At 59.2% G+C, this 21,443-nt stretch carries 22 protein-coding genes; 10 read left to right on the top strand and 12 right to left on the bottom strand.

What is annotated here, in order from left to right:
- Nucleotides 1-194 precede the first annotated feature (194 nt).
- Nucleotides 195-1,859, top strand: coding sequence for an energy-dependent translational throttle protein EttA (gene ettA, locus J7E36_RS18400; RefSeq protein ID WP_215005834.1), 1,665 nt, complete (start codon nucleotides 195-197; stop codon nucleotides 1,857-1,859).
- A 155-nt stretch (nucleotides 1,860-2,014) separates the two neighbouring features.
- On the opposite strand, the gene J7E36_RS18395 is transcribed toward ettA, so the two are convergent.
- From J7E36_RS18395 to J7E36_RS18360, 8 genes are all read right to left on the bottom strand, one after another.
- On the bottom strand, nucleotides 2,015-2,167 hold the full coding sequence (locus tag J7E36_RS18395; RefSeq protein WP_215005831.1) for a hypothetical protein: 153 nt from the start codon (nucleotides 2,165-2,167) through the stop codon (nucleotides 2,015-2,017).
- Between the two features lie 504 nt (nucleotides 2,168-2,671).
- Nucleotides 2,672-5,767: a type 2 lanthipeptide synthetase LanM gene (gene lanM, locus J7E36_RS18390; protein WP_215005828.1), complete on the bottom strand. Its 3,096-nt coding sequence runs from the start codon at nucleotides 5,765-5,767 to the stop codon at nucleotides 2,672-2,674.
- Between the two features lie 82 nt (nucleotides 5,768-5,849).
- On the bottom strand, nucleotides 5,850-6,008 hold the full coding sequence (locus J7E36_RS18385; RefSeq protein ID WP_215005824.1) for a hypothetical protein: 159 nt from the start codon (nucleotides 6,006-6,008) through the stop codon (nucleotides 5,850-5,852).
- Between the two features lie 108 nt (nucleotides 6,009-6,116).
- Nucleotides 6,117-6,260 (bottom strand): hypothetical protein, encoded by a 144-nt coding sequence (locus J7E36_RS18380; protein ID WP_215005821.1) that lies wholly within the window; start codon nucleotides 6,258-6,260, stop codon nucleotides 6,117-6,119.
- 182 nt (nucleotides 6,261-6,442) lie between these two features.
- A complete protein-coding gene (locus J7E36_RS18375) occupies nucleotides 6,443-6,934 on the bottom strand; it encodes a GreA/GreB family elongation factor (RefSeq protein WP_215005818.1) in 492 nt (163 codons plus the stop codon).
- Nucleotides 6,935-7,004: 70 nt separating this feature from the next.
- Entirely contained in the window at nucleotides 7,005-7,361 is a 357-nt protein-coding gene (locus J7E36_RS18370) for a hypothetical protein (protein WP_215005815.1), read from the bottom strand.
- 137 nt (nucleotides 7,362-7,498) lie between these two features.
- The gene (locus J7E36_RS18365) at nucleotides 7,499-9,352 is read right to left on the bottom strand and encodes an Lnb N-terminal periplasmic domain-containing protein (RefSeq protein ID WP_215005813.1); all 1,854 of its coding nucleotides are present in this window, start codon (nucleotides 9,350-9,352) and stop codon (nucleotides 7,499-7,501) included.
- Nucleotides 9,353-9,441: 89 nt separating this feature from the next.
- Complete coding sequence (locus J7E36_RS18360; protein WP_003185616.1) at nucleotides 9,442-9,930, bottom strand: DUF3015 domain-containing protein; 489 nt, start codon at nucleotides 9,928-9,930, stop codon at nucleotides 9,442-9,444.
- A gap of 287 nt (nucleotides 9,931-10,217) precedes the next feature.
- Here J7E36_RS18360 and J7E36_RS18355 point away from each other — a divergent pair, with 287 nt between their 5' ends.
- The 4 genes from J7E36_RS18355 to J7E36_RS18340 all read left to right on the top strand — a co-directional run bounded on the left by J7E36_RS18355 (nucleotide 10,218) and on the right by J7E36_RS18340 (nucleotide 14,736).
- Complete coding sequence (locus tag J7E36_RS18355) at nucleotides 10,218-12,656, top strand: Lon protease family protein (RefSeq protein WP_215005811.1); 2,439 nt, start codon at nucleotides 10,218-10,220, stop codon at nucleotides 12,654-12,656.
- A gap of 314 nt (nucleotides 12,657-12,970) precedes the next feature.
- Entirely contained in the window at nucleotides 12,971-13,312 is a 342-nt protein-coding gene (locus J7E36_RS18350; protein ID WP_215005809.1) for a hypothetical protein, read from the top strand.
- A gap of 114 nt (nucleotides 13,313-13,426) precedes the next feature.
- Complete coding sequence (locus J7E36_RS18345) at nucleotides 13,427-13,915, top strand: TIGR00645 family protein (RefSeq protein ID WP_215005807.1); 489 nt, start codon at nucleotides 13,427-13,429, stop codon at nucleotides 13,913-13,915.
- A 203-nt stretch (nucleotides 13,916-14,118) separates the two neighbouring features.
- Nucleotides 14,119-14,736 carry an FKBP-type peptidyl-prolyl cis-trans isomerase gene (locus J7E36_RS18340; protein WP_215005805.1) on the top strand — a complete coding sequence of 206 codons (618 nt, stop codon included), beginning with the start codon at nucleotides 14,119-14,121 and terminating at the stop codon, nucleotides 14,734-14,736.
- 131 nt (nucleotides 14,737-14,867) lie between these two features.
- Here the strand turns inward: J7E36_RS18340 and J7E36_RS18335 are convergent, their stop codons facing one another.
- The 3 genes from J7E36_RS18335 to J7E36_RS18325 form a co-directional block, all read right to left on the bottom strand.
- Complete coding sequence (locus J7E36_RS18335; protein ID WP_215005803.1) at nucleotides 14,868-15,125, bottom strand: PA4570 family protein; 258 nt, start codon at nucleotides 15,123-15,125, stop codon at nucleotides 14,868-14,870.
- Nucleotides 15,126-15,321: 196 nt separating this feature from the next.
- On the bottom strand, nucleotides 15,322-15,663 hold the full coding sequence (locus J7E36_RS18330; protein ID WP_215005801.1) for a zinc ribbon domain-containing protein YjdM: 342 nt from the start codon (nucleotides 15,661-15,663) through the stop codon (nucleotides 15,322-15,324).
- Between the two features lie 131 nt (nucleotides 15,664-15,794).
- The gene (locus J7E36_RS18325) at nucleotides 15,795-16,763 is read right to left on the bottom strand and encodes a polyprenyl synthetase family protein (protein WP_109756389.1); all 969 of its coding nucleotides are present in this window, start codon (nucleotides 16,761-16,763) and stop codon (nucleotides 15,795-15,797) included.
- A 251-nt stretch (nucleotides 16,764-17,014) separates the two neighbouring features.
- Between J7E36_RS18325 and rplU the strand changes: the two genes are divergently transcribed.
- The 5 genes from rplU (at nucleotide 17,015) to J7E36_RS18300 (ending at nucleotide 20,940) form a co-directional block, all read left to right on the top strand.
- Nucleotides 17,015-17,329, top strand: a complete 315-nt coding sequence (rplU, locus tag J7E36_RS18320) for a 50S ribosomal protein L21 (protein ID WP_003176051.1) — start codon at nucleotides 17,015-17,017, stop codon at nucleotides 17,327-17,329.
- A gap of 35 nt (nucleotides 17,330-17,364) precedes the next feature.
- On the top strand, nucleotides 17,365-17,622 hold the full coding sequence (gene rpmA, locus J7E36_RS18315; RefSeq protein WP_003205738.1) for a 50S ribosomal protein L27: 258 nt from the start codon (nucleotides 17,365-17,367) through the stop codon (nucleotides 17,620-17,622).
- Nucleotides 17,623-17,812: 190 nt separating this feature from the next.
- Nucleotides 17,813-19,036: an Obg family GTPase CgtA gene (cgtA, locus tag J7E36_RS18310; protein ID WP_215005797.1), complete on the top strand. Its 1,224-nt coding sequence runs from the start codon at nucleotides 17,813-17,815 to the stop codon at nucleotides 19,034-19,036.
- A gap of 311 nt (nucleotides 19,037-19,347) precedes the next feature.
- Nucleotides 19,348-20,466, top strand: a complete 1,119-nt coding sequence (gene proB / locus J7E36_RS18305; RefSeq protein ID WP_003185596.1) for a glutamate 5-kinase — start codon at nucleotides 19,348-19,350, stop codon at nucleotides 20,464-20,466.
- A 9-nt stretch (nucleotides 20,467-20,475) separates the two neighbouring features.
- Nucleotides 20,476-20,940, top strand: coding sequence for a CreA family protein (locus J7E36_RS18300; RefSeq protein ID WP_030140286.1), 465 nt, complete (start codon nucleotides 20,476-20,478; stop codon nucleotides 20,938-20,940).
- A 185-nt stretch (nucleotides 20,941-21,125) separates the two neighbouring features.
- Here J7E36_RS18300 and rpsT read toward each other — a convergent pair whose 3' ends face one another.
- Nucleotides 21,126-21,404 carry a 30S ribosomal protein S20 gene (rpsT, locus tag J7E36_RS18295; RefSeq protein ID WP_003185593.1) on the bottom strand — a complete coding sequence of 93 codons (279 nt, stop codon included), beginning with the start codon at nucleotides 21,402-21,404 and terminating at the stop codon, nucleotides 21,126-21,128.
- Nucleotides 21,405-21,443: the final 39 nt, after the last annotated feature.

Below are 21,443 nucleotides of genomic sequence, written 5' to 3'. Positions count from 1 at the left end.
GCTGCGTGGCAAAGTGCCAGCCCCTGGCGGCTGGACCTTGACCGACGGTTGAGGTAGCTTTGCCCGTCAAACAAGAGCGTTCCAGCTCCAGATTCCCAGGCTGCATCCGCCCTCAGGCCTTGATCACCCTCAAGCGCCGGCGCCGTGCATGGCCTGGCTCGTTCTTTTCACCTGTCACTGACGCTAGGTTCACCATGGCTCAATACGTCTTTACCATGCATCGGCTGAGCAAAGTTGTTCCGCCGAAGCGGGAAATCCTGAAAAACATTTCGCTCTCGTTCTTCCCCGGCGCCAAGATCGGCGTACTGGGCCTCAACGGTTCGGGTAAGTCCACGCTGCTGAAAATCATGGCCGGCGTCGATACCGAATTCGATGGCGAAGCCCGCCCGATGCCGGACCTGAACATCGGTTACCTGCCCCAGGAACCGCAGCTGGACCCGACCAAGACCGTCCGTGAAGTGGTCGAGGAGGCGGTCAGTGTGATCAAGAACGCCCAGGCACGCCTGGACGAGGTCTATGCCGCCTATGCCGATCCCGATGCCGATTTCGACAAGCTGGCCGCCGAACAGGCCAAGCTCGAAGCGATCCTGCAGGCCAGCGACGGGCATAACCTGGAGCGCCAGTTGGAAGTCGCCGCCGATGCGCTGCGCCTGCCGGCCTGGGACGCGAAGGTCGAACACCTGTCCGGCGGTGAGAAACGCCGTGTGGCCCTGTGCCGCCTGCTGCTGTCCGCCCCGGACATGCTGCTGCTCGACGAACCCACCAACCACCTGGACGCCGACTCCGTCGCCTGGCTCGAACACTTCCTGCACGATTTCCCGGGCACGGTGGTCGCGATCACGCACGACCGTTACTTCCTCGACAACGTTGCCGGCTGGATCCTGGAACTCGACCGCGGCGCGGGCATTCCCTACGAGGGCAACTATTCGGGTTGGCTGGAAGCCAAATCCGATCGTCTGGCCCAGGAATCCAAGCAGCAGTCGGCCCATGAAAAGGCCATGAAGGAAGAGCTGGAATGGGTGCGCAAAGGCGCCAAGGCCCGCCAGTCCAAATCCAAGGCCCGCCTGCAACGCTTCGAGGAAATGCAGTCCCAGGAATTCCAGAAGCGCAGCGAAACCAACGAGATCTACATCCCGGCCGGTCCGCGCCTGGGTGACAAGGTCATCGAATTCAAGAACGTCACCAAGGGTTATGGCGACCGCGTGCTGATCGACAACCTGTCGTTCTCCATGCCAAAAGGCGCCATCGTCGGTGTGATCGGTGGTAACGGCGCGGGTAAATCCACGCTGTTCCGCATGCTGATGGGCAAGGAAACGCCGGACTCGGGCAGCATCGAAGTCGGCGACACCGTGCAACTGGCCTGCGTCGACCAGAGCCGCGAAGACCTGGACGGCAGCAAGACTGTGTTCCAGCAGATCTCCGACGGTTCCGACCAGATCCGCATCGGCAATTACGAGATCCCGTCGCGCACCTACGTGGGGCGGTTCAACTTCAAGGGCGGCGACCAGCAGAAGTTCGTCAAGGACTTGTCCGGTGGTGAGCGCGGCCGCCTGCACCTGGCGTTGACGTTGAAGGAGGGTGGCAACGTCCTGCTGCTCGACGAACCGTCCAACGACCTCGACGTCGAAACCCTGCGTTCCCTGGAAGAAGCGCTGCTGGACTTCCCGGGCGCCGCCATTGTGATCTCCCACGATCGGTGGTTCCTCGACCGCGTGGCGACCCACATCCTGGCGTACGAAGACGACTCGCAAGCGGTGTTCTTCGAAGGCAACTACACCGAGTACGAAGCTGATCGCAAGAAACGCCTCGGCGAAGCCGCTGCCCAGCCGCATCGTGTACGGCACAAGAAGCTGGCTTGATGGGGTTGGTTGCATGAAAAACGGAGCCTTCGGGCTCCGTTTTTCATGGGCGCATCTCTGTGGGAGCAAGCGAACTCGCTCCCACCGGGATTTGGCCCGTCGACTATTGAACTAACGCGTTCAACGAATTGATTTGAGTTTTAACTTAGCTCATATCAGGGGAAGGGGCAGCCAATGACAGTGCAGCCCAGCGTGTCGCAATCCAGGATAGTAGCAGCCATTGCCTCCATAGCGTCTTTCTTGGGCGCTTGATAGGCTTCAAAATCAAGACTGAAGTCGCCGGACATGTTCAAAATTTGTTCGCTCATGATGTTTCCTCGTTAGCGAGAATGTTTCACCGGTCCGCAGTTCGAGTGCCATAACGGCAATCATGCGGTGGATTAGGGAGAGTTTGATTGTGTTACACAGGTTTCAGCACACTCGCGGTGCGGTGCACCGTGTCAGACTCAATAATGTTCCTTGTACTGTTTTGATGTCGAGCTTGTTCAACAGTCGATAATGTACAAATCTGCTGTAAAACTTGTCCGACATTGCCAGTGGTTGTTAATTATTAGCGTCTCCTGTTTTGTTTAAGCTCCTCGATAAGAAGCGGGGAAACAGTAGCACGCTCTTCGATTGAAGCAAGTTTGTGATTATGACCTGATATTGCGTTTACTGACGGCTACCCGGAAATGATTGGTTGTTATTTGGTGGCGGGTTAATGAGGTAGCGTAATAGCTCGCTCGTCATTTTGTTCCGCTCTCGGTTCCGCGACGTTAAGTTGAACATGATTCTGCAACGAGGGAGCAAACTCCCTCGCCACGGTGGTTTGTCTAAGGCTCAAGTCGCGACCGGCCCGCGAAATCGAGTGAGAGAATGTTGGGGAGTGTTGGATCGATCGAGTAAAGCAAGGCAAAGCCTGCGCCCGTTATTCCGGTCATCAGGCTGACGTCGGGTACCCTGTCGCTGTCGAGAATCGAGCTATCGATAAACCGCTTGGCCACTTCGTCGAGCGCTCGCTCGACTCTGCGGATGCCCTCGGCGTCATTTGAATGCCGATACCCGTCATACAGGCAGATCAGATTGCCCAAGTCCCCGTGGCACAGGTTATAGCCATCGCCAAGCCCGTGCTGCCAGAGATTGCTCTCACATCGCCGTATATCGTCCAGCACCGTCATACGGGTCGCTTGGTCCAGAACGTTGCCCATGGACTTCATGAGCTGTCGCCGGGCGATGAGAATGCCACCGTCTCCGTGGCACCACTTGGTCGAATGATCCGCATGGCCATGGTCGCGCAGGTCCAGCCAGAAACCATCCCGACTCAAACGGTTTTCACCTTCGAGCACCTGGATGGCCAAAGGCACCAGCGTCGCATCCCCGGTCACGTCATAGGCCTTGCACAAAGCATGGATGACGCCCGACAGACCGTGAGACAGCCCCGTCAGAATCACCGAGCGATCATCACGTCGCAGCAGTCGGCCTTCTTCAATCAGCACCTGATCCTTTATGTAATCGACCATGCGCCTGATGGCCGGCAATACATCTTCGCGCCCGGACAGCTCATGGATGTTGGCCAGCAGCGTCACGGCGCCACAGCAGCCGCCCAGGAAGTCGAAGTCATATTGCTCAGGAGGCATTTCAATCAGTTGGGTCAGCAGGCCGGCGATTTTTTCATCCTGTTCCGGATCCCCCGTTATCTGGTGACGATTGATGAGCAGAAAGAGATAAGCCCCCAGGCCGTGATAAGCGCTGACGGTCAGGTCGGTTTTGAAGAAGCCGAAATGTTGCTCCATTGAATGCAATACCTGATCCAGCAGAGACAGGCAGTGAGGCTTGCCGCTCACCTTGAACAGGCTCAAACAAAAAAGACCGATCCCGGCGATCCCGGAGTACAGGCCGTGGTCCATGGGCGAAGGGTATTTTCTGTGGGTCGTAGGGTGCATATGAAAAGACAGCCAGCGAACGTCAGTTGCTGTTCCCGTGATCGCCAGCGCTTCGAGGCGGGCACTGATGCGCAGCACGGCATCGAGTCGGTTCGCTTGGGTGGCATTTTCAGGTTTTTCTGGCGTCTGCCCGGCAGGGGCTGGCGGATGACTATCGGGTTGCCGGAATAAACAGAGTTCGAGGAGTGTGCGTTGCAGCGCTTTGTCTGCTGGAGCCAGGTTGGCTATTTTCTGCAGGCAGCTTTTGATCGGTGGTTCCACCTGTGCCAGTTCTATGGTTACACCTTGTGCGCTCGTCAAACTGTTGGAACTGAGGGGCATTGTGAAGCATGGAATACTGGATCTCTGCAGGTCCGCCATTTCATGACGAGGAATGCCGGCCGCCAGGTAGAGTTCTTTCGAGTCACTCCATAAAGTTGCGAGCAGAAGCTCTTTGTCCAGCCCGTTTTGCATAAAGCGGGGGTGGCGGCTCAGCCCGATAAAATCGGCATAGCGTTGAGAGTTTTTCAGCAATACACGGGTTGATAACTGGCCCGCTGATTGTTCAAGCATCTGCATAAGGGTATGCCGATGCTTCATCAGTTCGTCATAGGCATATTCAAAGCCTTGGAAAAGCGCTTCTTTATAGGCTTCATGCCCCTTGCGCTCGCCCTGCAACAGCGGCAGATGTCTTTGCTCAAGTGTGTGTTCGAATTCAAATTTTCGCAGATGGTAAAACCCGTCCTCGAAAACCAGCGAGCGGCGAGTGGAGATGAACAGCGCTTGTCGAGTCAGCCCACTCTGGTCGTTGTTGGATTTTTGCGAGAAGGGCACAAAACCGCTGGAGCAGACCGACTGTTGGATCAACTTAAAGCTATTGGATAGCGCGCAGCCAGCGGGCAAATCGAGCAGGGCTTCGCTGGTGGAGGCGGTAAACAGGCATTCCAGGTCAATCATGACGGGGCTGTTGCCACACGCGATAATATTTTCGTAATGGAAGTCGATGCCGTTCAAGGCATGAATAACGGCGATTTGTGCGCCCATTTTTTCATAGAACAGCTCAACGTCCTCTGGGCTGTCGCAAGGCAGGTTGTCGACTTTTTCTACCCAGCTATGCCGTTCGCGGCTCAGGGTCTTTGGCGCATGGATGGAAAAACAGTCCGCGCCTGTCCACTCATGTAATTGTCCAAGAAGGCGATTGAAGAAAAGTGCCTCCCGGTTTGCCCTTGGCTTGTAAACCAGCGAAGTCCCGCCGATGCTGACCTTGCAGACCGTTTCGCCACGACCGTGGGGGTCACCGAGACCAAGCTCGATAGCATCTATTTTCCGCGATGTGATCGAAAACGCCGTCTCCAGCGATTCAATATCATTGGCGAAGTTGAGAATGACTGCATACAGGTAGTTGACGGTGTCTTCCAACATACCAAGCAGCAGCGTGGCCAGGACTGGATAGGATTCGAAAAATTTCAGCAGCGGCAAGGATCGTAAACATTCGTTGAACCGACTCAAGTCAATGTTATCGCCCTCCGCAATTCGGGTATTCAGATAATGCACCAGGCTTTGTTCTGCGGTACGACTGACACGGGCCAGGACATACCGTTCGAGGCTGGCAAGCACGGCGGGTTCGTCAATGTGCATTGACGCGTTGCCATAGCGCTCGTCCGCCTTGAGTGTGTCGATGAAATAAAGAAAAAGACGGTGGCCAAACCAATGGAAATTGTCCTTGTTGCTTGGGGTCGCTGTCGTATCGACGCTGACGCAGTCGAGCCGGATAAGCTTTTTCTTCAAAGCGTCCAGGGTGGTTTCGCTGTCGGTGGGTAAGCGCTGATTGTCGACAGAGGCCTTGGCATACGAAATCAAATGCTCCCTGCCTACGCCAAAATGATTCAGCAAGGCTTGATCATCAGCATGCAAACGGGTCAGGTTGTTTTCAAAGAGGGTGACGGCGGCGTCGGAAGAGAATTTGCATTGACCTTGTTGATCAAACCTCAAAGCGTTAACAAGCATGCCGTGGCTCCTGACATGAATAGAGCAGGCGCTGCCTGCTCTATATTTATAAGTACTGCTGTTTAATTAGTCGAATAAGGGATTAGCACATGACCGTCGAACATTCAATGTTGGTGCAGGTCCCAAAGGTATTGCACTCCAGGGTTGTTGCGAATATCGCTCCAACGTTGTTGGCGGGTGCCTGGTAGGCGTCGAACTCGAGATGGAAGTCGCCGGACATATTCAGGATTTTTTCGCTCATGATGTTTCCTCGGATATCGGTTACAGCGATCCACACTTATTCGAGCGCCGGTAGTTGCGCTCGATTCAGCGGGATCAAGGGAGTTGGGTTAGTCTTGGAGGACGGGTTTCAGCACAAGATTGCGGTGCAGTGCACCGTGCCGCACTCAACAATGGAGACGTGTACTGAATCGATGCCAAGGCTGTTCAACGGTTGATAACGCTTGAGTTCGCTATCAAAGTCGCCTGACAGTGCCAGTAGATATTCACTCATCAAGTAGCTCCTTTCTTATTGTTCAAGCCCCTCGGTGAGGAGCGGGAAAACAGTAGCACGCTCCTGATTTAACGCAAATGTGTGGTTATGACCTTATGTTGCGGTTACCCATTGCCGCACGCATGTAATGGGTGAGCGCTTAGTTGCTTAAACAAGTAATAAGACATTCTTGTCCAGCGATGTCAGGACAACTCAATTGCAATGACTTCAATGGCCAGGTTCCCTATCGGTCGCTTCCAGATCACCTCGTCCCCCAGTTTTGCCCCCAGCAATGCCCGCCCCAGCGGCGACCCCCAATTGATCAGCCCGCTGGCCGCATCGGCCTGGTCTTCACCCACCAACTGCACCCGTTGCTCGAGATCCTGTTCATCGGCGAAGGTCACCCAATGGCCGATCCGAACCTGATCGGATGAAGTCGGCGCAACCACCTGAGCGCTTTGCAGGCGCTGGTTGAAATAGCGAAGGTCTCGCTCGATGTCCGCGATCCGTTGCTTGTCGGCCTGATCGCCTCGGGCTGTTTGCTGGCTGTGCAACGCCTGCAGTTGCGCGACCCGCGCTTGCAGCTGGGCGAGCCCCTCGGGGGTGACGTAGTTGGGTTGCGCACTGACCTGGCGTTCGACCGGCTGGTCGGCCTGGGCAGCGGCGTTGTCTTCATTAACGAAAGCGCGACTCATGGTGTTCTCCTCTATTGGAGTTTGGGCCATGGTCGCAAGCTTTTGGTTTCGACGAATGTCTGTGGGCGACTCACTGCGAACGATAAGCCCGACCGGCGTCGCGGTCCTTCTCTTGCTGCCAGGCGCGTTCGCGCTCGTCCCAGTGATGCTCGCGATAGGCATCGCGTTCTTCGCTTTCGCGCATGGCCTGGCACTGGCGGAAGCCGTCGCTCCAGCCTTCGGCGTAGCGGGCGTCCTTGAGGTAACGCGGCACGTCTTTCCTGAATTGGCCGGTGATCGCGCCTGCCGCTTGCCGCCCACTGCTGCACCCGTCGTCATAACCGTCGGCGAACGCTGGCGGGTAACCCCGGGCGACCAGATCCTCGTGGGTGGTTTCACAGCCGCCCAGCAACATCAACACACCCAATACCGCTACCGCGCGCCTCATTTCAGCCTTCCTGCCGCATCCACATATACAGGTAGTCTAGAAGCCGATTCGTCAGGCCGTTGTGAAAGCGCGGTGATTAATCCGTTCGGTTCCGACCCGTGTGGTGACGGGTTGCCCTGCATCGGGCGTCGCCCAGTTCAATAGTGATACCACTTCACCTCAAGCATCACCTCGTTCTCCGGTGAGGCAAGGTGGCTGAACTCGCGCTGGGCGCTCAGGCGCACACCGAGGTTGCGGGACAATTCCCACTGCTGATTCAGACTCAGGCTACGGCGCACTTCGCCGTTGACGAAATAGTCGCCCTTGGCTTCCAGGCTCAGGTTGCCCAGCGGGTTTTTCCACAGCACACCGCTGTTGAAGCCGCCGGCCGGGGCGATGAATTCGGCGAAGTCGTTGTTATGCTCGACCCGCACCGTGCCCAGGGCAAAGCCCAGCACATCGTCGCCCAGCGCCCACGTTCCACCGGCTCCGCCGTTGATGTGGCTGACCAGCGTTTCATCGTCGTATTTGCCCGGCACCCGCTCCAGGCCGCCGGTGACCTGCCAGGACAATGGCTGCAGCAGCTCGTTGCGCGGGGTCAGCGAGCGGATCGTCGCCAGGTCGAGTTGTTGCACCTGCCAGTCATTGCCTTCGTACTGACGCAGCTTCAATTGCAGGATTTCAATCTGCGCGCCCAGTGGGAAACTCTCGGCGTTGTCGTTGAGGTCATGGTAGGCCATGCGCAAGCCATACTCGCCGAATGCCCGGTCGCCCCGCGTGCCGAGGCCGGCCTGCCAGGTGCGCGATTCATGCCCATCCTCGGGCAAGCCCGGGTGCGGGATGTCGAGTTCCGGCGCGGGGTTCTGGTTGATCGCCCGCAACAGTTCGAAGCTGCGTTGAGCACGTTGCGGGTCGCGCTCCTGGCCGTTGGCGCGATAGCGCTCCAGCCGGTAGGCCGCATCGATGATCAAGGCCTGGCGCGCGCGGGGCAGCGCCTTGAATTCGGCGGTTTGCAGTTGCTGCTGATCGGCACTGACTTTCAGCACCCATTGTTGTTCGTCATCGCTCAGCGGCTCGGCGCGGCTGAGCAGTTCACGTTCCCGGGACGGTCGATACTCGATGCTCTCCACCAGGCCGGCTTCCTTCACGGCCTTGACGGTGTCGGTGGGGATGGCGGTCAGCGGGAATTGTTCGGTCAGGCGCAGGCTGGGACGGGCCACCTGCAACAGTTCGAGCAGGCGATAGGAACAGTTTTCGTCGAAGAAGAAATAGTCGAACTGGATCTGCTTGAGCTCCCACACATGCTCGACCATGCGCTCGGTTTCCGCCTGGCTCAGGTTGAGGCGGTATTCCCACAGGTCGCGGTTCTCCAGGCTACGGTACTCGGAGAGTTTTTCCTGGTACGGCACCAGGGCGAACAGGCCGGGGTAGCCACCCATCAAGCCCTTCCAGGCGTAGAGGATGCTGTTGTCCGAGCCTTCGATGTAGGCGCCGAAGTTGATCGCATAGCTGAGCAGCGCGGTCTTGTCGCTTTGCACATCCGCCTGGTCGATGCGCAACAACGTATGGCCGAACATCGAGGAGGGGCTGTTCAGGTACGCCGCGGGGAAAATCATCACCGCGCTGTGGGGCGAGACATCCTTGAACCATTGGTTGAAGTCGCCGCAATCGACGGCGGGCAGGTCCGTGAGCTTGAGCTGCGCCTTGAGCCAGCGCGTTCGCGCCGGGTACACGCACTGGGCATGTTGCTGGCCGGCATTGGCCGGGCCGTACAGGGCTTGCAGGGTGGCGGTCAGTTCACGGTCGGGGTGTTCATTGCCGTCGGGGGCGAGGAAGAACTTTTTGTCACTGACATAGCTGCGCCAGCCACCGAGCTTGGCGGTTTCGTAGTGGCCCAGGGAAATCCAGAAGCGGTCATTGGCCAGTTGCTGCAAACGTTGAGGGTCGACATGAGGCGCGGCGGACAGCGGGGCGCACACACAGAGCGCCAGCCAGGCAAGGCGTTTGAGCATAGTCGGCTACTTGGAAAGTCGGAAAAATAAAGACCGTCGGGGCCCCGAAAAGAAAACCCGCTCCCCGAGGGGAGCGAGTGCTGTGCAGCTTAAGCTTGAGTGGCGTACTTGGCCAGGCGAGGATCGCTCTTGAGCACGGCCAGGGTGTTGGTATGCACGTCTTCGGCGGTCACGTCAGCCTTGCTGAAGATCTGCTGGAAGTGCTCGTGGGTAACGGCAGAGAAGTGCGCGCGGTCTTCCGGCGCCACGCCCAGTACCACGGCGTAGGTGGTCAGTGCCTCACCTTGACCCTTGGCCATGTCTTCGGACAGCTCGTTCATCATGCCATTCATGGCCAGCCAGGACTTGCCACCGTAGGTCAGTGCCGCGTTGGTCGAGCAGCCGTTGGTGCCGGAGGTCATACCGAAGGTTGCGTTACCGGAAGTGCCGTTGGTGGTGGACGCCAGGAAGTGAGCCGGGGTGCCACGCTGACCTTCGAACAGCATGTTGCCCCAACCGCAATCCGGGCCGCCTGGCGCCTGAGCCATGGCGTTGATGGATACAGCGGTGAAGAGAGTACCGAGAAGAATCCGTTTCATAGCTATGTTCTCTTTATGTGCATACCAATGGACAGGGTCTGGCGTCTTCGTGGCATCAACCACTCGTGCCAGTGGGCCGGTTATTGTTCCAGCCGCGCAATTTGGAGTTTAGGCATGATCTTAGGGTTCCGTGACATTTTGCAAAAAGTATCTTTAAGTCATGAATTTACCGAGCCCGGCCCGGGGGATGTCACTCGACTATGCTTTGGCCTGAGGCGCTCCTTGCCAGTCAGGTACGGGCAGCGCCAGAATGCCGCTATCTGCCCCGCCTGATGTAAGGAAGCCCGATGCCTGATCCTGTTGCTGCCAGCTTGCGTCTAGCGCCCGAAGCGCTGACCCGTCCGTTTTCCGCTGAACAGTTCAGCTTCTCTACCACCAATGATCTGGAGCCCTTCCGCGGTGTGCTCGGCCAGGAACGTGCGGTCGAAGCCTTGCAGTTCGGCGTGGCCATGCCGCGCCCCGGTTACAACGTATTCGTCATGGGCGAGCCCGGTACCGGTCGGTTTTCGTTCGTCAAACGCTACCTCAAGGCCGAAGGCAAGCGCCTGCAGACCCCGGCGGACTGGGTCTACGTCAACAATTTCGACGAGCCCCGCGAACCCCGCGCCCTGGAGCTGCCATCCGGCACGGCCGGCGCCTTTATCGCCGACATCAATGGCCTGATCGACAACCTGCTGGCGACCTTTCCTGCGGTGTTCGAACACCCTTCCTACCAGCAGAAGAAAAGCGCCATCGACCGCGCCTTCAACCAGCGCTACGACCGCGCCCTCGATGTGATCGAGCGCCTGGCGCTGGAGAAGGATGTCGCGCTGTACCGTGACAGCAGCAACATCGCTTTCACGCCGATGAGCGAAGGCAAGGCCCTCGATGAAGCGGAATTCGCCCAGTTGCCGGAAGCCGAGCGTGAGCGTTTCCACGAGGACATCTCGGGCCTGGAAGAGCGTCTGAACGAAGAACTCGCCAGCCTGCCGCAGTGGAAGCGTGAGTCGAACAACCAGTTGCGCCAGCTCAACGAAGAAACCATTACGTTGGCCCTGCAACCCCTGCTGGCGCCATTGTCGGAGAAGTACGCCGAGAACGCGGCCGTCTGCGGCTATTTGCAGGCCATGCAGGTCAACCTGCTCCGCACGGTGGTCGAGCAACTGGTGGACGATAGCAAGACCGACGCCGTCGCCCGCAAACTGCTCGAGGAGCAATACGCCCCGAGCCTGGTGGTCGGGCATCCATCCAGCGGCGGTGCGCCGGTGGTGTTCGAACCGCATCCCACCTACGACAACCTGTTCGGTCGCATTGAGTACAGCACCGACCAGGGTGCGCTCTACACCACCTATCGGCAGCTGCGTCCGGGTGCCTTGCATCGGGCCAACGGCGGCTTCCTGATTCTCGAAGCGGAAAAAATGCTCGGCGAGCCGTTCGTGTGGGATGCGCTCAAGCGCGCTCTGCAATCGCGCAAGCTGAAAATGGAATCGCCCCTGGGTGAACTGGGGCGGCTAGCCACCGTGACCCTGACTCCGCAACACATCCCGTTGCAGGTCAAGGTCGTGATCATCGGCGCCCGCCAGCTCTACTACGCCTTGCAGGACCTGGACTCGGACTTCCAGGAAATGTTTCGCGTGCTGGTGGACTTCGATGAAGACATCCCGATGGGCGACGAAAGCCTGGAGCAGTTCGCCCAGTTGCTCAAGACCCGCACCTCGGAGGAGGGCATGGCGCCGCTGACCGCTGATGCGGTGGCACGCCTGGCGACCTACAGCGCACGACTGGCTGAGCATCAGGGGCGTTTGTCGGCGCGTATCGGCGACCTGTTCCAGCTGGTCAGCGAAGCGGATTTCATTCGCCAACTGGCCGGTGACGAGATGACCGATGCCGGCCACATCGAACGCGCGCTCAAGGCCAAGGCCACCCGCACCGGGCGAGTCTCGGCGCGAATCCTCGACGACATGCTGGCGGGGATCATCCTGATCGACACCGACGGCGCGGCGGTGGGCAAGTGCAACGGGCTGACGGTGCTGGAAGTCGGCGACTCGGCGTTTGGCGTGCCGGCGCGGATTTCCGCCACGGTGTACCCGGGCGGCAGCGGCATCGTCGACATCGAGCGGGAGGTCAACCTTGGCCAGCCGATTCACTCCAAGGGCGTGATGATCCTCACCGGTTACCTGGGCAGCCGGTATGCCCAGGAGTTCCCGTTGGCGATCTCGGCCAGCATCGCCCTGGAGCAATCCTACGGTTATGTCGACGGCGACAGCGCGTCCCTGGGCGAGGCCTGTACGCTGATTTCGGCACTGTCGAAGACGCCGTTGAAGCAGTGCTTCGCCATCACCGGTTCGATCAACCAGTTCGGTGAAGTGCAAGCGGTGGGCGGGGTCAACGAGAAGATCGAAGGCTTCTTCCGCCTCTGCGAGGCTCGTGGGCTGACCGGCGAGCAGGGGGCGATCATTCCCCAGGCCAACGTCGCGACGCTGATGCTCGACGAGAAAGTGCTGGCCGCGGTGCGCGCCGGGCAGTTCCACGTCTACGCGGTGCGCCAAGCCGACGAAGCCTTGAGCCTGCTGGTGGGCGAGCCTGCTGGCGAGCCGGATGAAAACGGTGAGTTCCCGGAGGGCAGCGTCAACGCCCGGGTGGTCGAGCGTCTGCGGGTCATCGCGGAGATGATCAGCGAAGACGACCTCAAGGAAGCGGAAAAAGAACTGGCGCAGCAGGCCTTGGCGGAGGCCAAGCCGGCCTGAACCAGTCGGCAACCCTCTCTGTGGGAGCGGGCTTGCTCGCGAATGCGGTTTGTCAGCTAACGACAATGTCGACTGGCCGCCCGCCTTCGCGAGCAAGCCCGCTCCCACAATAGGTTTTGCGGTGATTTGTTGTACAGGATGCCACGACCTTGGCGCCAATATTCACACTGTGACCGCTCGGCGCATTCTGGTCTCAAAATCCCTTGTGCCCGGAACTTTTCTTCTATCCTCAGCTCAAGGATAACGAGAGCCATCATCGGATCGAAACAGCCCCATCCCGAGGCTGAATACCGGATCTACCGAGGGGCGCCGCCATGTCGCGCAACCTTTGCCTCACTCGCCAATGCCTGGGCCTTGTCACCCGTATCGAATGCGCCATCCGCCCGCTGGCGGGAGATACCGGTATGTGGACCTTGCTCTTCGCCGCCGGAATGGCCGGTGAACAACCTTCCGCCATCAAGGCCCAGGGCCCGTTTGCCGGTCCGAACGCCGCCGAATCCATCCTCGACACCATCGTCCAGAGCCTCACGCTGCACGGCTATGAGCTGGCCAATGATCCGCAAATCTGGTGCCTGCACATGCAGGCCCAGCTGCGTGAAATCAATGGCGGCCGGTGTCGCAACGTGGGTGGCTTCGAGTTTCGTCCATTGCATTGAGGGTCATTACCGCCCGGATTGAGCAGCCACCTCTACAGGGATGGACCTTGCGTTTGTGGGGCTGCTCGTGGCTGATATACTCGCCGCGATTTTTCAGCCCTGGTGTGAGACTCAATGGAACGCTTTATCGAAAATGCAATGTACGCCTCCCGTTGGCTGCTGGCGCCGATCTACTTCGGGCTGTCCCTGGGTTTGCTGGCGCTGTCGCTGAAATTCTTCCAGGAAGTCTTTCACATCATTCCCAACGTGTTTTCCATGGCCGAATCCGACCTGATCCTGGTGCTGCTGTCGCTGATCGACATGGCCCTGGTGGGCGGTCTGCTGGTAATGGTGATGATTTCCGGGTACGAGAACTTCGTCTCCCAATTGGACATCGATGACGACAAGGAAAAGCTCAACTGGCTGGGCACGATGGACTCTTCCTCGCTGAAGATGAAAGTGGCCGCCTCGATCGTGGCCATTTCCTCGATCCACCTGCTGCGTATTTTCATGGACGCCAAGAACGTCGATCCCGAGCACCTGATGTGGTATGTGATCATCCACATGACCTTCGTGGTCTCGGCGTTTGCCATGGGTTACCTGGATAAACTGACCAAGCACTGAGGCTCGTTCCTCGCGCTGGCGCAACGCCCGCCTGTTGAGAAGCAGGCGGGCGTTGTCGTTTCCGGCGAGGTGCTTTGGCGTCGGCGCTGGTCATCCGCCCTGGCATCTGTGCTAGTCTGCTCGCCCTTTTGGTTCCGGGCGCTCCGGGAAGCGCCGTGTCATCCATGGCAAATCCCGAGCCGTCCGCACAGCGGAGCAGCACCATGTCCGACATTAACCTGTCCACCGACGAAACCCGCGTCAGCTACGGCATTGGCCGTCAGTTGGGCGACCAACTGCGCGACAATCCGCCACCGGGTGTCAGCCTCGACGCGATCCTCGCCGGCCTGACCGACGCCTTCGCCGGCAAGTCGAGCCGTGTGGGCCAGGACGAGATGTCCGCCAGCTTCAAGGTCATCCGCGAAATCATGCAAGCCGAAGCGGCTGCCAAGGCTGAGGCCGCTGCTGGCGAAGGTCGGGCATTCCTGGCGGAAAACGCCAAGCGCGAAGGCATCACCACCCTGGCTTCGGGCTTGCAATTCGAAGTGCTGACCCAGGGCGAAGGCGCCAAGCCGACCCGTGAAGATCAGGTGCGTACCCATTACCACGGCACCCTGATCGATGGCACTGTGTTCGACAGCTCCTACGATCGTGGCCAGCCTGCCGAATTCCCGGTTGGCGGCGTGATCCCAGGCTGGACCGAAGCGCTGCAATTGATGAACGCCGGCAGCAAATGGCGCCTGTATGTGCCGAGCGAACTGGCTTACGGCGCTCAAGGCGTTGGCAGCATTCCGCCGCACAGCGTACTGGTGTTTGACGTCGAGTTGCTGGACGTGCTGTAAGACCCGGTCTGGTTTAGCACTGGGCAAAAATGTGGGAGCGGGCTTGCTCGCGAAGACGGTACATCAGTTAACAATATTGTGGCTGACACACCGCTTTCGCGAGCAAGCCCGCTCCCACATTGTCCTCATGCTCATCCGTGGAACCTGCCATTGAAATCGCCACTCGGGCGCAACGCCCTGGCGTAGCAGAACAGAAACAGATTGCGCACCAATTCCTTGAGTACCAGCGGCTCGCTGGAATTGAGGCTGTTGAGGTCCAGGTCGCCCTGATCCTGCAGCTCGTTCAAGGCTTCCTCCCCAAGCACTGCGAAGACTTCCCCGGTTTCCCGATGCAGGATCCGGAGGTAGGGATGTGGGCGGTCCAGCCAGGCATCGATCAAATAAGTCATGGTTCTCATCTCCTTGATGGGTTTTATGAGAATAATTCTTATTCGCGAAATAGCAAGTCTCTATTGGTCTTCCGGTTTCTTTTCTGACGAGGGGTGGCGACAGCTCTGGCGCTTGGCTAGCGTTGGGAAAAGCGGAGCGGGATCGGGGAGGGCGACGCACCATCCGACGCGGGGCGCAGGATGGCGTACGGAAGAATCAGACTTTTCTGACGAACTCGGATTTGAGCTTCATCGGGCCGATGCCGTCGATCTTGCAATCGATGTCGTGGTCGCCCTCGCACAGGCGGATGTTCTTGACCTTGGTGCCCACCTTGACCACCAGCGACGTGCCCTTGACCTTGAGGTCCTTGATCACGGTGATGGTGTCGCCGTCCTGCAGCACATTGCCGACCGAATCCTTCTTCACGGTGTCGTCGGACGCCGTCTCGATGTCGCCGCTGGCGGACCATTCGTGGGCACACTCCGGGCAGACCAGTTGAGTGCCGTCTTCGTAGCTGTATTCGGAATTGCATTTCGGGCAGGGAGGCAACGTGCTCACTAGGGTTCCTTGGGTGTCAGGAGGCAAAGGGCGCACATTGTATAGGGTTTTACAGCGAGGCGGGTGACGCTGCATTGTTGCGAGGGGGTATGTGGGAGCAAGGCTTGCTCCCACAAAAAAAACCGTGGGTATCAGTGAGTACGGGCTACCGCAAACTCACTCAACTCCACCAGCGCATCGCGGTATTCGCTGGCGGGCAGGGCGTCGAGGCATTTGATCGCGCGGGCGACGTAGTCCCGGGCCAGTTTCGCGGTGTAGTCCAGCGAGCCGGAGGCTTCAACTGCTGCACGAATGCTTTCCAGGTCTTCGATGCCGCCTTTCTGGATCGCCTGGCGTACCAGCGCCGCCTGCTCGGGCGTGCCTTCGCGCATGGTGTAGATCAACGGCAGGGTCGGCTTGCCTTCGGCGAGGTCGTCACCGACGTTCTTGCCCAGGGTCTCGGCGTCGCCCTTGTAGTCCAGCAGGTCGTCCACCAACTGGAAGGCCACGCCCAGGTGGTCACCGAAGGTGCGCAGCGCTTCGCTCTGCTCGGCGCTGGCACCGGCCAGGGCGGCGGCACTGTGGGTCGAGGCTTCGAAGAGCATCGCGGTCTTGCCGCGGATGACTTCCATGTAGGTCTCTTCCGTGGTGCTGGCGTCGCGCACCTTGGACAGCTGCAGCACTTCACCTTCGGCAATGATGCGGGTGGCCTGGGACAGGATCTTCATCACCGGCATGGAGCCCAGTTCGACCATCATTTCGAAGGATCGCGAATAGAGGAAGTCGCCCACCAGCACGCTGGGGGCGTTGCCCCACATGGCGTTGGCGGTGGAGCGGCCGCGGCGCATGCCGGACATGTCGACCACGTCGTCATGCAGCAGGGTGGCGGTGTGCAGGAATTCGATGGTGGCGGCCAACAGGCGCATGTCGTCGCCTTCGCGTCCCAGGGCCTTGCCACACAGCAGCACCAATAAAGGACGCAGGCGCTTGCCACCGGCCGACGTAATGTAGTCGCCGATTTTCGATACCAGAGGCACTCGGGAAGTCAGCTGCTTCTTGATGATGCCGTCGACGGCGCTAAAATCGTCCGCCACCGCGCGGTAGAAAGCTTGGGGTTGCATCAGCGACAGGTGCTCCAGAAGGGTTGCGCGGCATGCTAGGACCCCCACCCAGGCCTGTCAAGGCGCACGCTTGGGCAGGTCGGACGGCCACTTGCAAGGCTCGATCAGCTTGCGTACAATCGCGCACCCTGAACTTCCTGGGCAGCACCTGCCTTACGCAATTGCATACGGGCCTTCCAGCCCATGCAGCCATGCCAGCCAATACCTCTTCTTATAAAGCGCTGGGTGAGCAGGATTATCGGAGAAATACCATGTCGTACGCAGTAATCGTTACTGGTGGCAAGCAATACAAGGTCGCCCCAGGTGAATACCTGAAGATCGAAAAACTGGAAATCGCTACCGGCGAATCCGTGACTTTTGATCGCGTTCTGTTGGTCGCCAATGGCGATGACGTGAATATCGGTGCTCCAGTTGTTGCTGGCGCTACCGTTGTGGCTGAAGTGATCTCCCAAGGTCGTCACGATAAAGTCCGCATCATCAAGTTCCGTCGTCGTAAGCACCACATGAAGCGTATGGGCCACCGCCAGTGGTACACCGAGATCAAAATCACCGGTATTCAGGCTTAATTTCAGCCTAATTCCTCACTAGGAGAATTGAACTCATGGCACACAAAAAAGCTGGTGGTAGTACCCGTAACGGTCGCGACTCAGAAGCCAAACGCCTTGGCGTGAAGATGTATGGCGGCCAGGCTATCAAAGCAGGCAACATCATCGTGCGTCAGCGCGGCACCCAATTCCACGCTGGCTACGGCGTGGGCATGGGTAAGGATCACACCCTCTTCGCTAAAGTCGAAGGCGTGATCAAGTTCGAAGTAAAAGGCGCCTTCGGTCGTCGTTACGTAAGCGTTATCGCAGCTTAATTGCGAGACCGCTGGAGAAGCCCTGTCTTGCGACGGGGCTTTTTCGTTTGTGGGGTGAGTCTCTTGCAAAGCTGTTTGTATGGGCTGCCGGCGCTGCAACCGGGCGCTTGAACTGGCCGCTGCGTTCATTTTTGCAAGAGTCTTATGTCTTGTTTTTTTCGGCTCGTCCGTATGGCGAGAGGCGTGTGTCATGAAGTTTGTTGATGAAGTATCGATTCGAGTAAAGGCCGGCGACGGCGGCAATGGTTGCATGAGTTTCCGTCGGGAAAAATTCATTGAAAACGGTGGTCCGAACGGGGGTGATGGTGGTGACGGCGGCTCGATCTACATGCTCGCCGACGAGAACCTCAACACCCTGGTGGACTACCGTTACACCCGGCACTTCGATGCCGAGCGTGGCTCCAACGGCGGCAGCACCGATTGCACCGGCAAGAAAGGCGAAGACCTGATCCTGCGGGTGCCGGTCGGCACCACGGTGATCGACTCCGCGACCCAGGAAGTGATCGGCGACCTGACCAAGGCCGGCCAGCGCCTGCTGGTGGCGCATGGCGGCTGGCACGGCCTGGGCAACACCCGTTTCAAATCCAGTACCAACCGCGCGCCGCGCCAGACTACGCCAGGCAAACCCGGCGAGCAGCGTGACCTGAAGCTGGAAATGAAGGTGTTGGCCGACGTGGGTCTGCTGGGCCTGCCAAACGCTGGTAAAAGTACCTTCATTCGCTCGGTGTCGGCGGCCAAGCCGAAAGTCGCCGATTACCCGTTCACTACCCTGGTGCCTAACCTGGGCGTGGTCAGCGTCGATCGCTGGAAGAGCTTCGTGATCGCCGACATCCCGGGGCTGATCGAAGGCGCTTCCGATGGTGCCGGTCTGGGCATTCGCTTCCTCAAGCACTTGTCCCGCACCCGTCTGTTGCTGCACCTCGTGGACATGGCGCCGCTGGATGAAACCAGTGCCGCCGATGCTGCCGAAGTCATCGTCAGCGAGCTGACCAAGTTCAGCCCGGCCCTGGCCGAGCGTGATCGTTGGCTGGTGCTGAACAAGTGCGACCAGATCCTCGAAGAAGAGCACGAGGAGCGGGTCAAGGAAATCGTCGATCGCCTGGAGTGGGAAGGTCCGATCTACGTGATCTCGGCCATTGCCAAAGAAGGCACCGAGCGCCTGTGCCACGACATCATGCGTTATCTGGAAGATCGCGCCGATCGCCTGGCCAACGACCCGGCCTACAAGGAAGAGCTGGCCGAGCTCGACCAGCGCATCGAAGACGAAGCCCGTGCCCAGTTGCAGGCCCTGGATGACCAGCGTGCCCTGCGCCGCAGCGGCGTGAAGTCGGTCCATGACATCGGTGATGACGATTGGGATGAAGAAGACGTGGATGACGAAGACGGTCCGGAAATCATCTACGTGCGTGACTGATCTGTACTGGTTGAAGTCAAAACCTGTGGGAGCGAGCCTGCTCGCGATGGCGTCATGTCGGTTGTATTTGTAGTGACTGGCCCACCGCAATCGCGAGCAGGCTCGCTCCCACAGGGGGGTTGTCGTGATCTTTAGCTGGGTGGCATCGGGCTTGCCCGGTTCATCTGCCGGGGCGCGGTGTTATCATCGCAACCAGCCGGTTTCCAAGGCGCCGCTCATTCGAGCGGCGTTTTGGTATCTGCAGAACGCAAATACGAATAATCCCATGGGCGGCGCTGGGTCGCGCCGTTCGCTGGCAAAGGTTGAAGATGATGCGGAGCAAGGTGACGGGTGCGCAGCGCTGGGTCGTGAAGATCGGCAGCGCACTGCTGACGGCGGATGGCAAGGGTCTGGATCGCCAGGCCATGGCGGTGTGGGTCGAGCAGATGGTGGCCCTGCATGAGGCTGGCGTCGAGCTGGTATTGGTCTCTTCGGGTGCCGTGGCGGCCGGTATGAGCCGCCTGGGCTGGACGTCGCGACCCAGCGCGATGCACGAATTGCAGGCGGCTGCTGCCATTGGCCAGATGGGCCTGGTGCAAGCCTGGGAATCGAGCTTTGCCGAACACGGTCGCCACACGGCGCAAATCCTGCTGACCCACGACGACCTGTCCGACCGCAAGCGCTACCTCAACGCCCGCAGCACCCTGCGGGCGCTGGTGGAGCTGAAAGTCATCCCGGTTATCAACGAGAACGACACGGTGGTCACCGACGAGATCCGTTTTGGTGACAACGACACCCTGGCCGCGCTGGTGGCAAACCTGGTGGAAGCGGACCTGCTGGTGATTCTCACTGATCGCGACGGCATGTTCGACGCCGATCCGCGCAACAACCCCGATGCCAATCTGATTTACGAAGCGCGCGCTGATGACCCGGCGCTGGACGCCGTGGCGGGCGGCACCGGCGGTGCGCTGGGTCGCGGCGGTATGCAGACCAAGCTGCGTGCCGCGCGTCTGGCGGCGCGCTCCGGGGCTCATACGATCATCGTCGGTGGGCGGTTGGAGCGGGTGCTGGACCGTCTGAAAGCGGGTGAGCGCATTGGCACCTTGCTGTCCCCTGAGCGCGGCATGTTGGCGGCGCGCAAGCAATGGTTGGCCGGGCACCTGCAAACCCGGGGCACGCTGGTGTTGGATGCGGGGGCTGTCTCGGCCCTGTCCCAGGGCAACAAAAGCCTGCTGCCAGTGGGTGTGAAATTGGTCCAGGGCAGTTTTCGTCGTGGCGAAATGGTGGTGTGCGTCGCGCCGGACGGCCGTGAGATCGCCCGAGGCCTGGCGAATTACAGCGCCCTGGAAGCACAGAAAATCATCGGCCAGTCGTCTGATGCAATTGTCGGTCTGCTGGGTTACATGGCGGAACCTGAGCTGGTTCACCGCGACAACCTGATTCTCGTCTAAGGAAAAATCATGGGTTTGGCAAAAGGATTGATTGGCTTGCTGTTGGCGGTGCCGCTGTTGGCGTCGGCCGAGGAGATTGGCCAGGTGTCGACGGTGTTCAAGTTTGTCGGGCCGAACGACCGGATCGTGGTCGAAGCGTTCGACGACCCCAAGGTTGACGGTGTGACCTGTTACCTGTCGCGAGCCAAGACCGGTGGCGTGAAAGGTGGCCTGGGCCTGGCTGAAGACCGCGCCGAGGCCTCCATTGCCTGTCGCCAGGTGGGGCCGATCAGCTTCAAGGGTGAGCTCAAGGATGGCGAAGAGGTGTTCCGGGAGCGTACGTCGTTGGTGTTCAAGACCATGCAGGTGGTGCGTTTCCTCGACAAGAAGCGCAATACCCTGGTGTACCTGGTCTACAGCGACCGCGTGATCGAAGGCAGCCCGCAGAATGCGGTGACGGCGATTCCGATCCTGCCCTGGGCTCGCGCTCAATAATCAACGCATAACCCTCCCTGTGGGAGCGAGCCTGCTCGCGATAGCGGTGTGACAGTCACGGCAAGTCGTCTGACACTCCGTTATCGCGAGCAGGCTCGCTCCCACATTTATCTTTGTGGTGTGCTTGCGAAATCACAAGCAATAAAAAACCGACCCTGAGGTCGGTTTTTTAATGAGCGCGTCGCTTAGGCAGCAGCGGCAACGTTCAGGGCCTTTACGTGGCCATTCAGGCGGCTCTTATGGCGAGCAGCCTTGTTCTTGTGGATGATGCCTTTATCGGCCATACGGTCGATAACAGGCACAGCCAGAACGTAAGCAGCTTGAGCTTTTTCAGCGTCTTTTGCGTCGATGGCCTTGACTACGTTCTTGATGTAGGTACGGACCATGGAACGCAGGCTGGCGTTGTGGCTGCGACGCTTCTCAGCCTGTTTTGCACGTTTTTTGGCGGAAGGTGTGTTGGCCACCGTCGAGCTCCTCGAAAGACTTTTTGGGAAATAGCAAAC

It is taken from the genome of Pseudomonas fluorescens (genome assembly GCF_018614775.1).
GTDB lineage: Bacteria > Pseudomonadota > Gammaproteobacteria > Pseudomonadales > Pseudomonadaceae > Aquipseudomonas > Aquipseudomonas fluorescens_BY.
Note: the sequence above shows the minus strand (reverse complement) of the source record. Positions and strands in the feature narration are given on the sequence as shown.

What these genes read in the sequence shown, in the direction of transcription:
- proB (WP_003185596.1), top strand. Translation starts at nt 19,348, where the DNA reads ATGCGGAGCAAGGTGACGGGTGCGCAGCGCTGGGTCGTGAAGATCGGC.
- ettA (WP_215005834.1), top strand. Translation starts at nt 195, where the DNA reads ATGGCTCAATACGTCTTTACCATGCATCGGCTGAGCAAAGTTGTTCCG.
- J7E36_RS18300 (WP_030140286.1), top strand. Translation starts at nt 20,476, where the DNA reads ATGGGTTTGGCAAAAGGATTGATTGGCTTGCTGTTGGCGGTGCCGCTG.
- J7E36_RS18360 (WP_003185616.1), bottom strand. Translation starts at nt 9,930, where the DNA reads ATGAAACGGATTCTTCTCGGTACTCTCTTCACCGCTGTATCCATCAAC.
- J7E36_RS18355 (WP_215005811.1), top strand. Translation starts at nt 10,218, where the DNA reads ATGCCTGATCCTGTTGCTGCCAGCTTGCGTCTAGCGCCCGAAGCGCTG.
- rplU (WP_003176051.1), top strand. Translation starts at nt 17,015, where the DNA reads ATGTCGTACGCAGTAATCGTTACTGGTGGCAAGCAATACAAGGTCGCC.
- J7E36_RS18365 (WP_215005813.1), bottom strand. Translation starts at nt 9,352, where the DNA reads ATGCTCAAACGCCTTGCCTGGCTGGCGCTCTGTGTGTGCGCCCCGCTG.
- J7E36_RS18340 (WP_215005805.1), top strand. Translation starts at nt 14,119, where the DNA reads ATGTCCGACATTAACCTGTCCACCGACGAAACCCGCGTCAGCTACGGC.
- J7E36_RS18375 (WP_215005818.1), bottom strand. Translation starts at nt 6,934, where the DNA reads ATGAGTCGCGCTTTCGTTAATGAAGACAACGCCGCTGCCCAGGCCGAC.
- J7E36_RS18350 (WP_215005809.1), top strand. Translation starts at nt 12,971, where the DNA reads ATGTCGCGCAACCTTTGCCTCACTCGCCAATGCCTGGGCCTTGTCACC.
- rpmA (WP_003205738.1), top strand. Translation starts at nt 17,365, where the DNA reads ATGGCACACAAAAAAGCTGGTGGTAGTACCCGTAACGGTCGCGACTCA.
- J7E36_RS18325 (WP_109756389.1), bottom strand. Translation starts at nt 16,763, where the DNA reads ATGCAACCCCAAGCTTTCTACCGCGCGGTGGCGGACGATTTTAGCGCC.
- lanM (WP_215005828.1), bottom strand. Translation starts at nt 5,767, where the DNA reads ATGCTTGTTAACGCTTTGAGGTTTGATCAACAAGGTCAATGCAAATTC.
- J7E36_RS18335 (WP_215005803.1), bottom strand. Translation starts at nt 15,125, where the DNA reads ATGACTTATTTGATCGATGCCTGGCTGGACCGCCCACATCCCTACCTC.
- J7E36_RS18370 (WP_215005815.1), bottom strand. Translation starts at nt 7,361, where the DNA reads ATGAGGCGCGCGGTAGCGGTATTGGGTGTGTTGATGTTGCTGGGCGGC.
- J7E36_RS18385 (WP_215005824.1), bottom strand. Translation starts at nt 6,008, where the DNA reads ATGAGCGAAAAAATCCTGAATATGTCCGGCGACTTCCATCTCGAGTTC.
- J7E36_RS18380 (WP_215005821.1), bottom strand. Translation starts at nt 6,260, where the DNA reads ATGAGTGAATATCTACTGGCACTGTCAGGCGACTTTGATAGCGAACTC.
- cgtA (WP_215005797.1), top strand. Translation starts at nt 17,813, where the DNA reads ATGAAGTTTGTTGATGAAGTATCGATTCGAGTAAAGGCCGGCGACGGC.
- J7E36_RS18395 (WP_215005831.1), bottom strand. Translation starts at nt 2,167, where the DNA reads ATGAGCGAACAAATTTTGAACATGTCCGGCGACTTCAGTCTTGATTTT.
- J7E36_RS18345 (WP_215005807.1), top strand. Translation starts at nt 13,427, where the DNA reads ATGGAACGCTTTATCGAAAATGCAATGTACGCCTCCCGTTGGCTGCTG.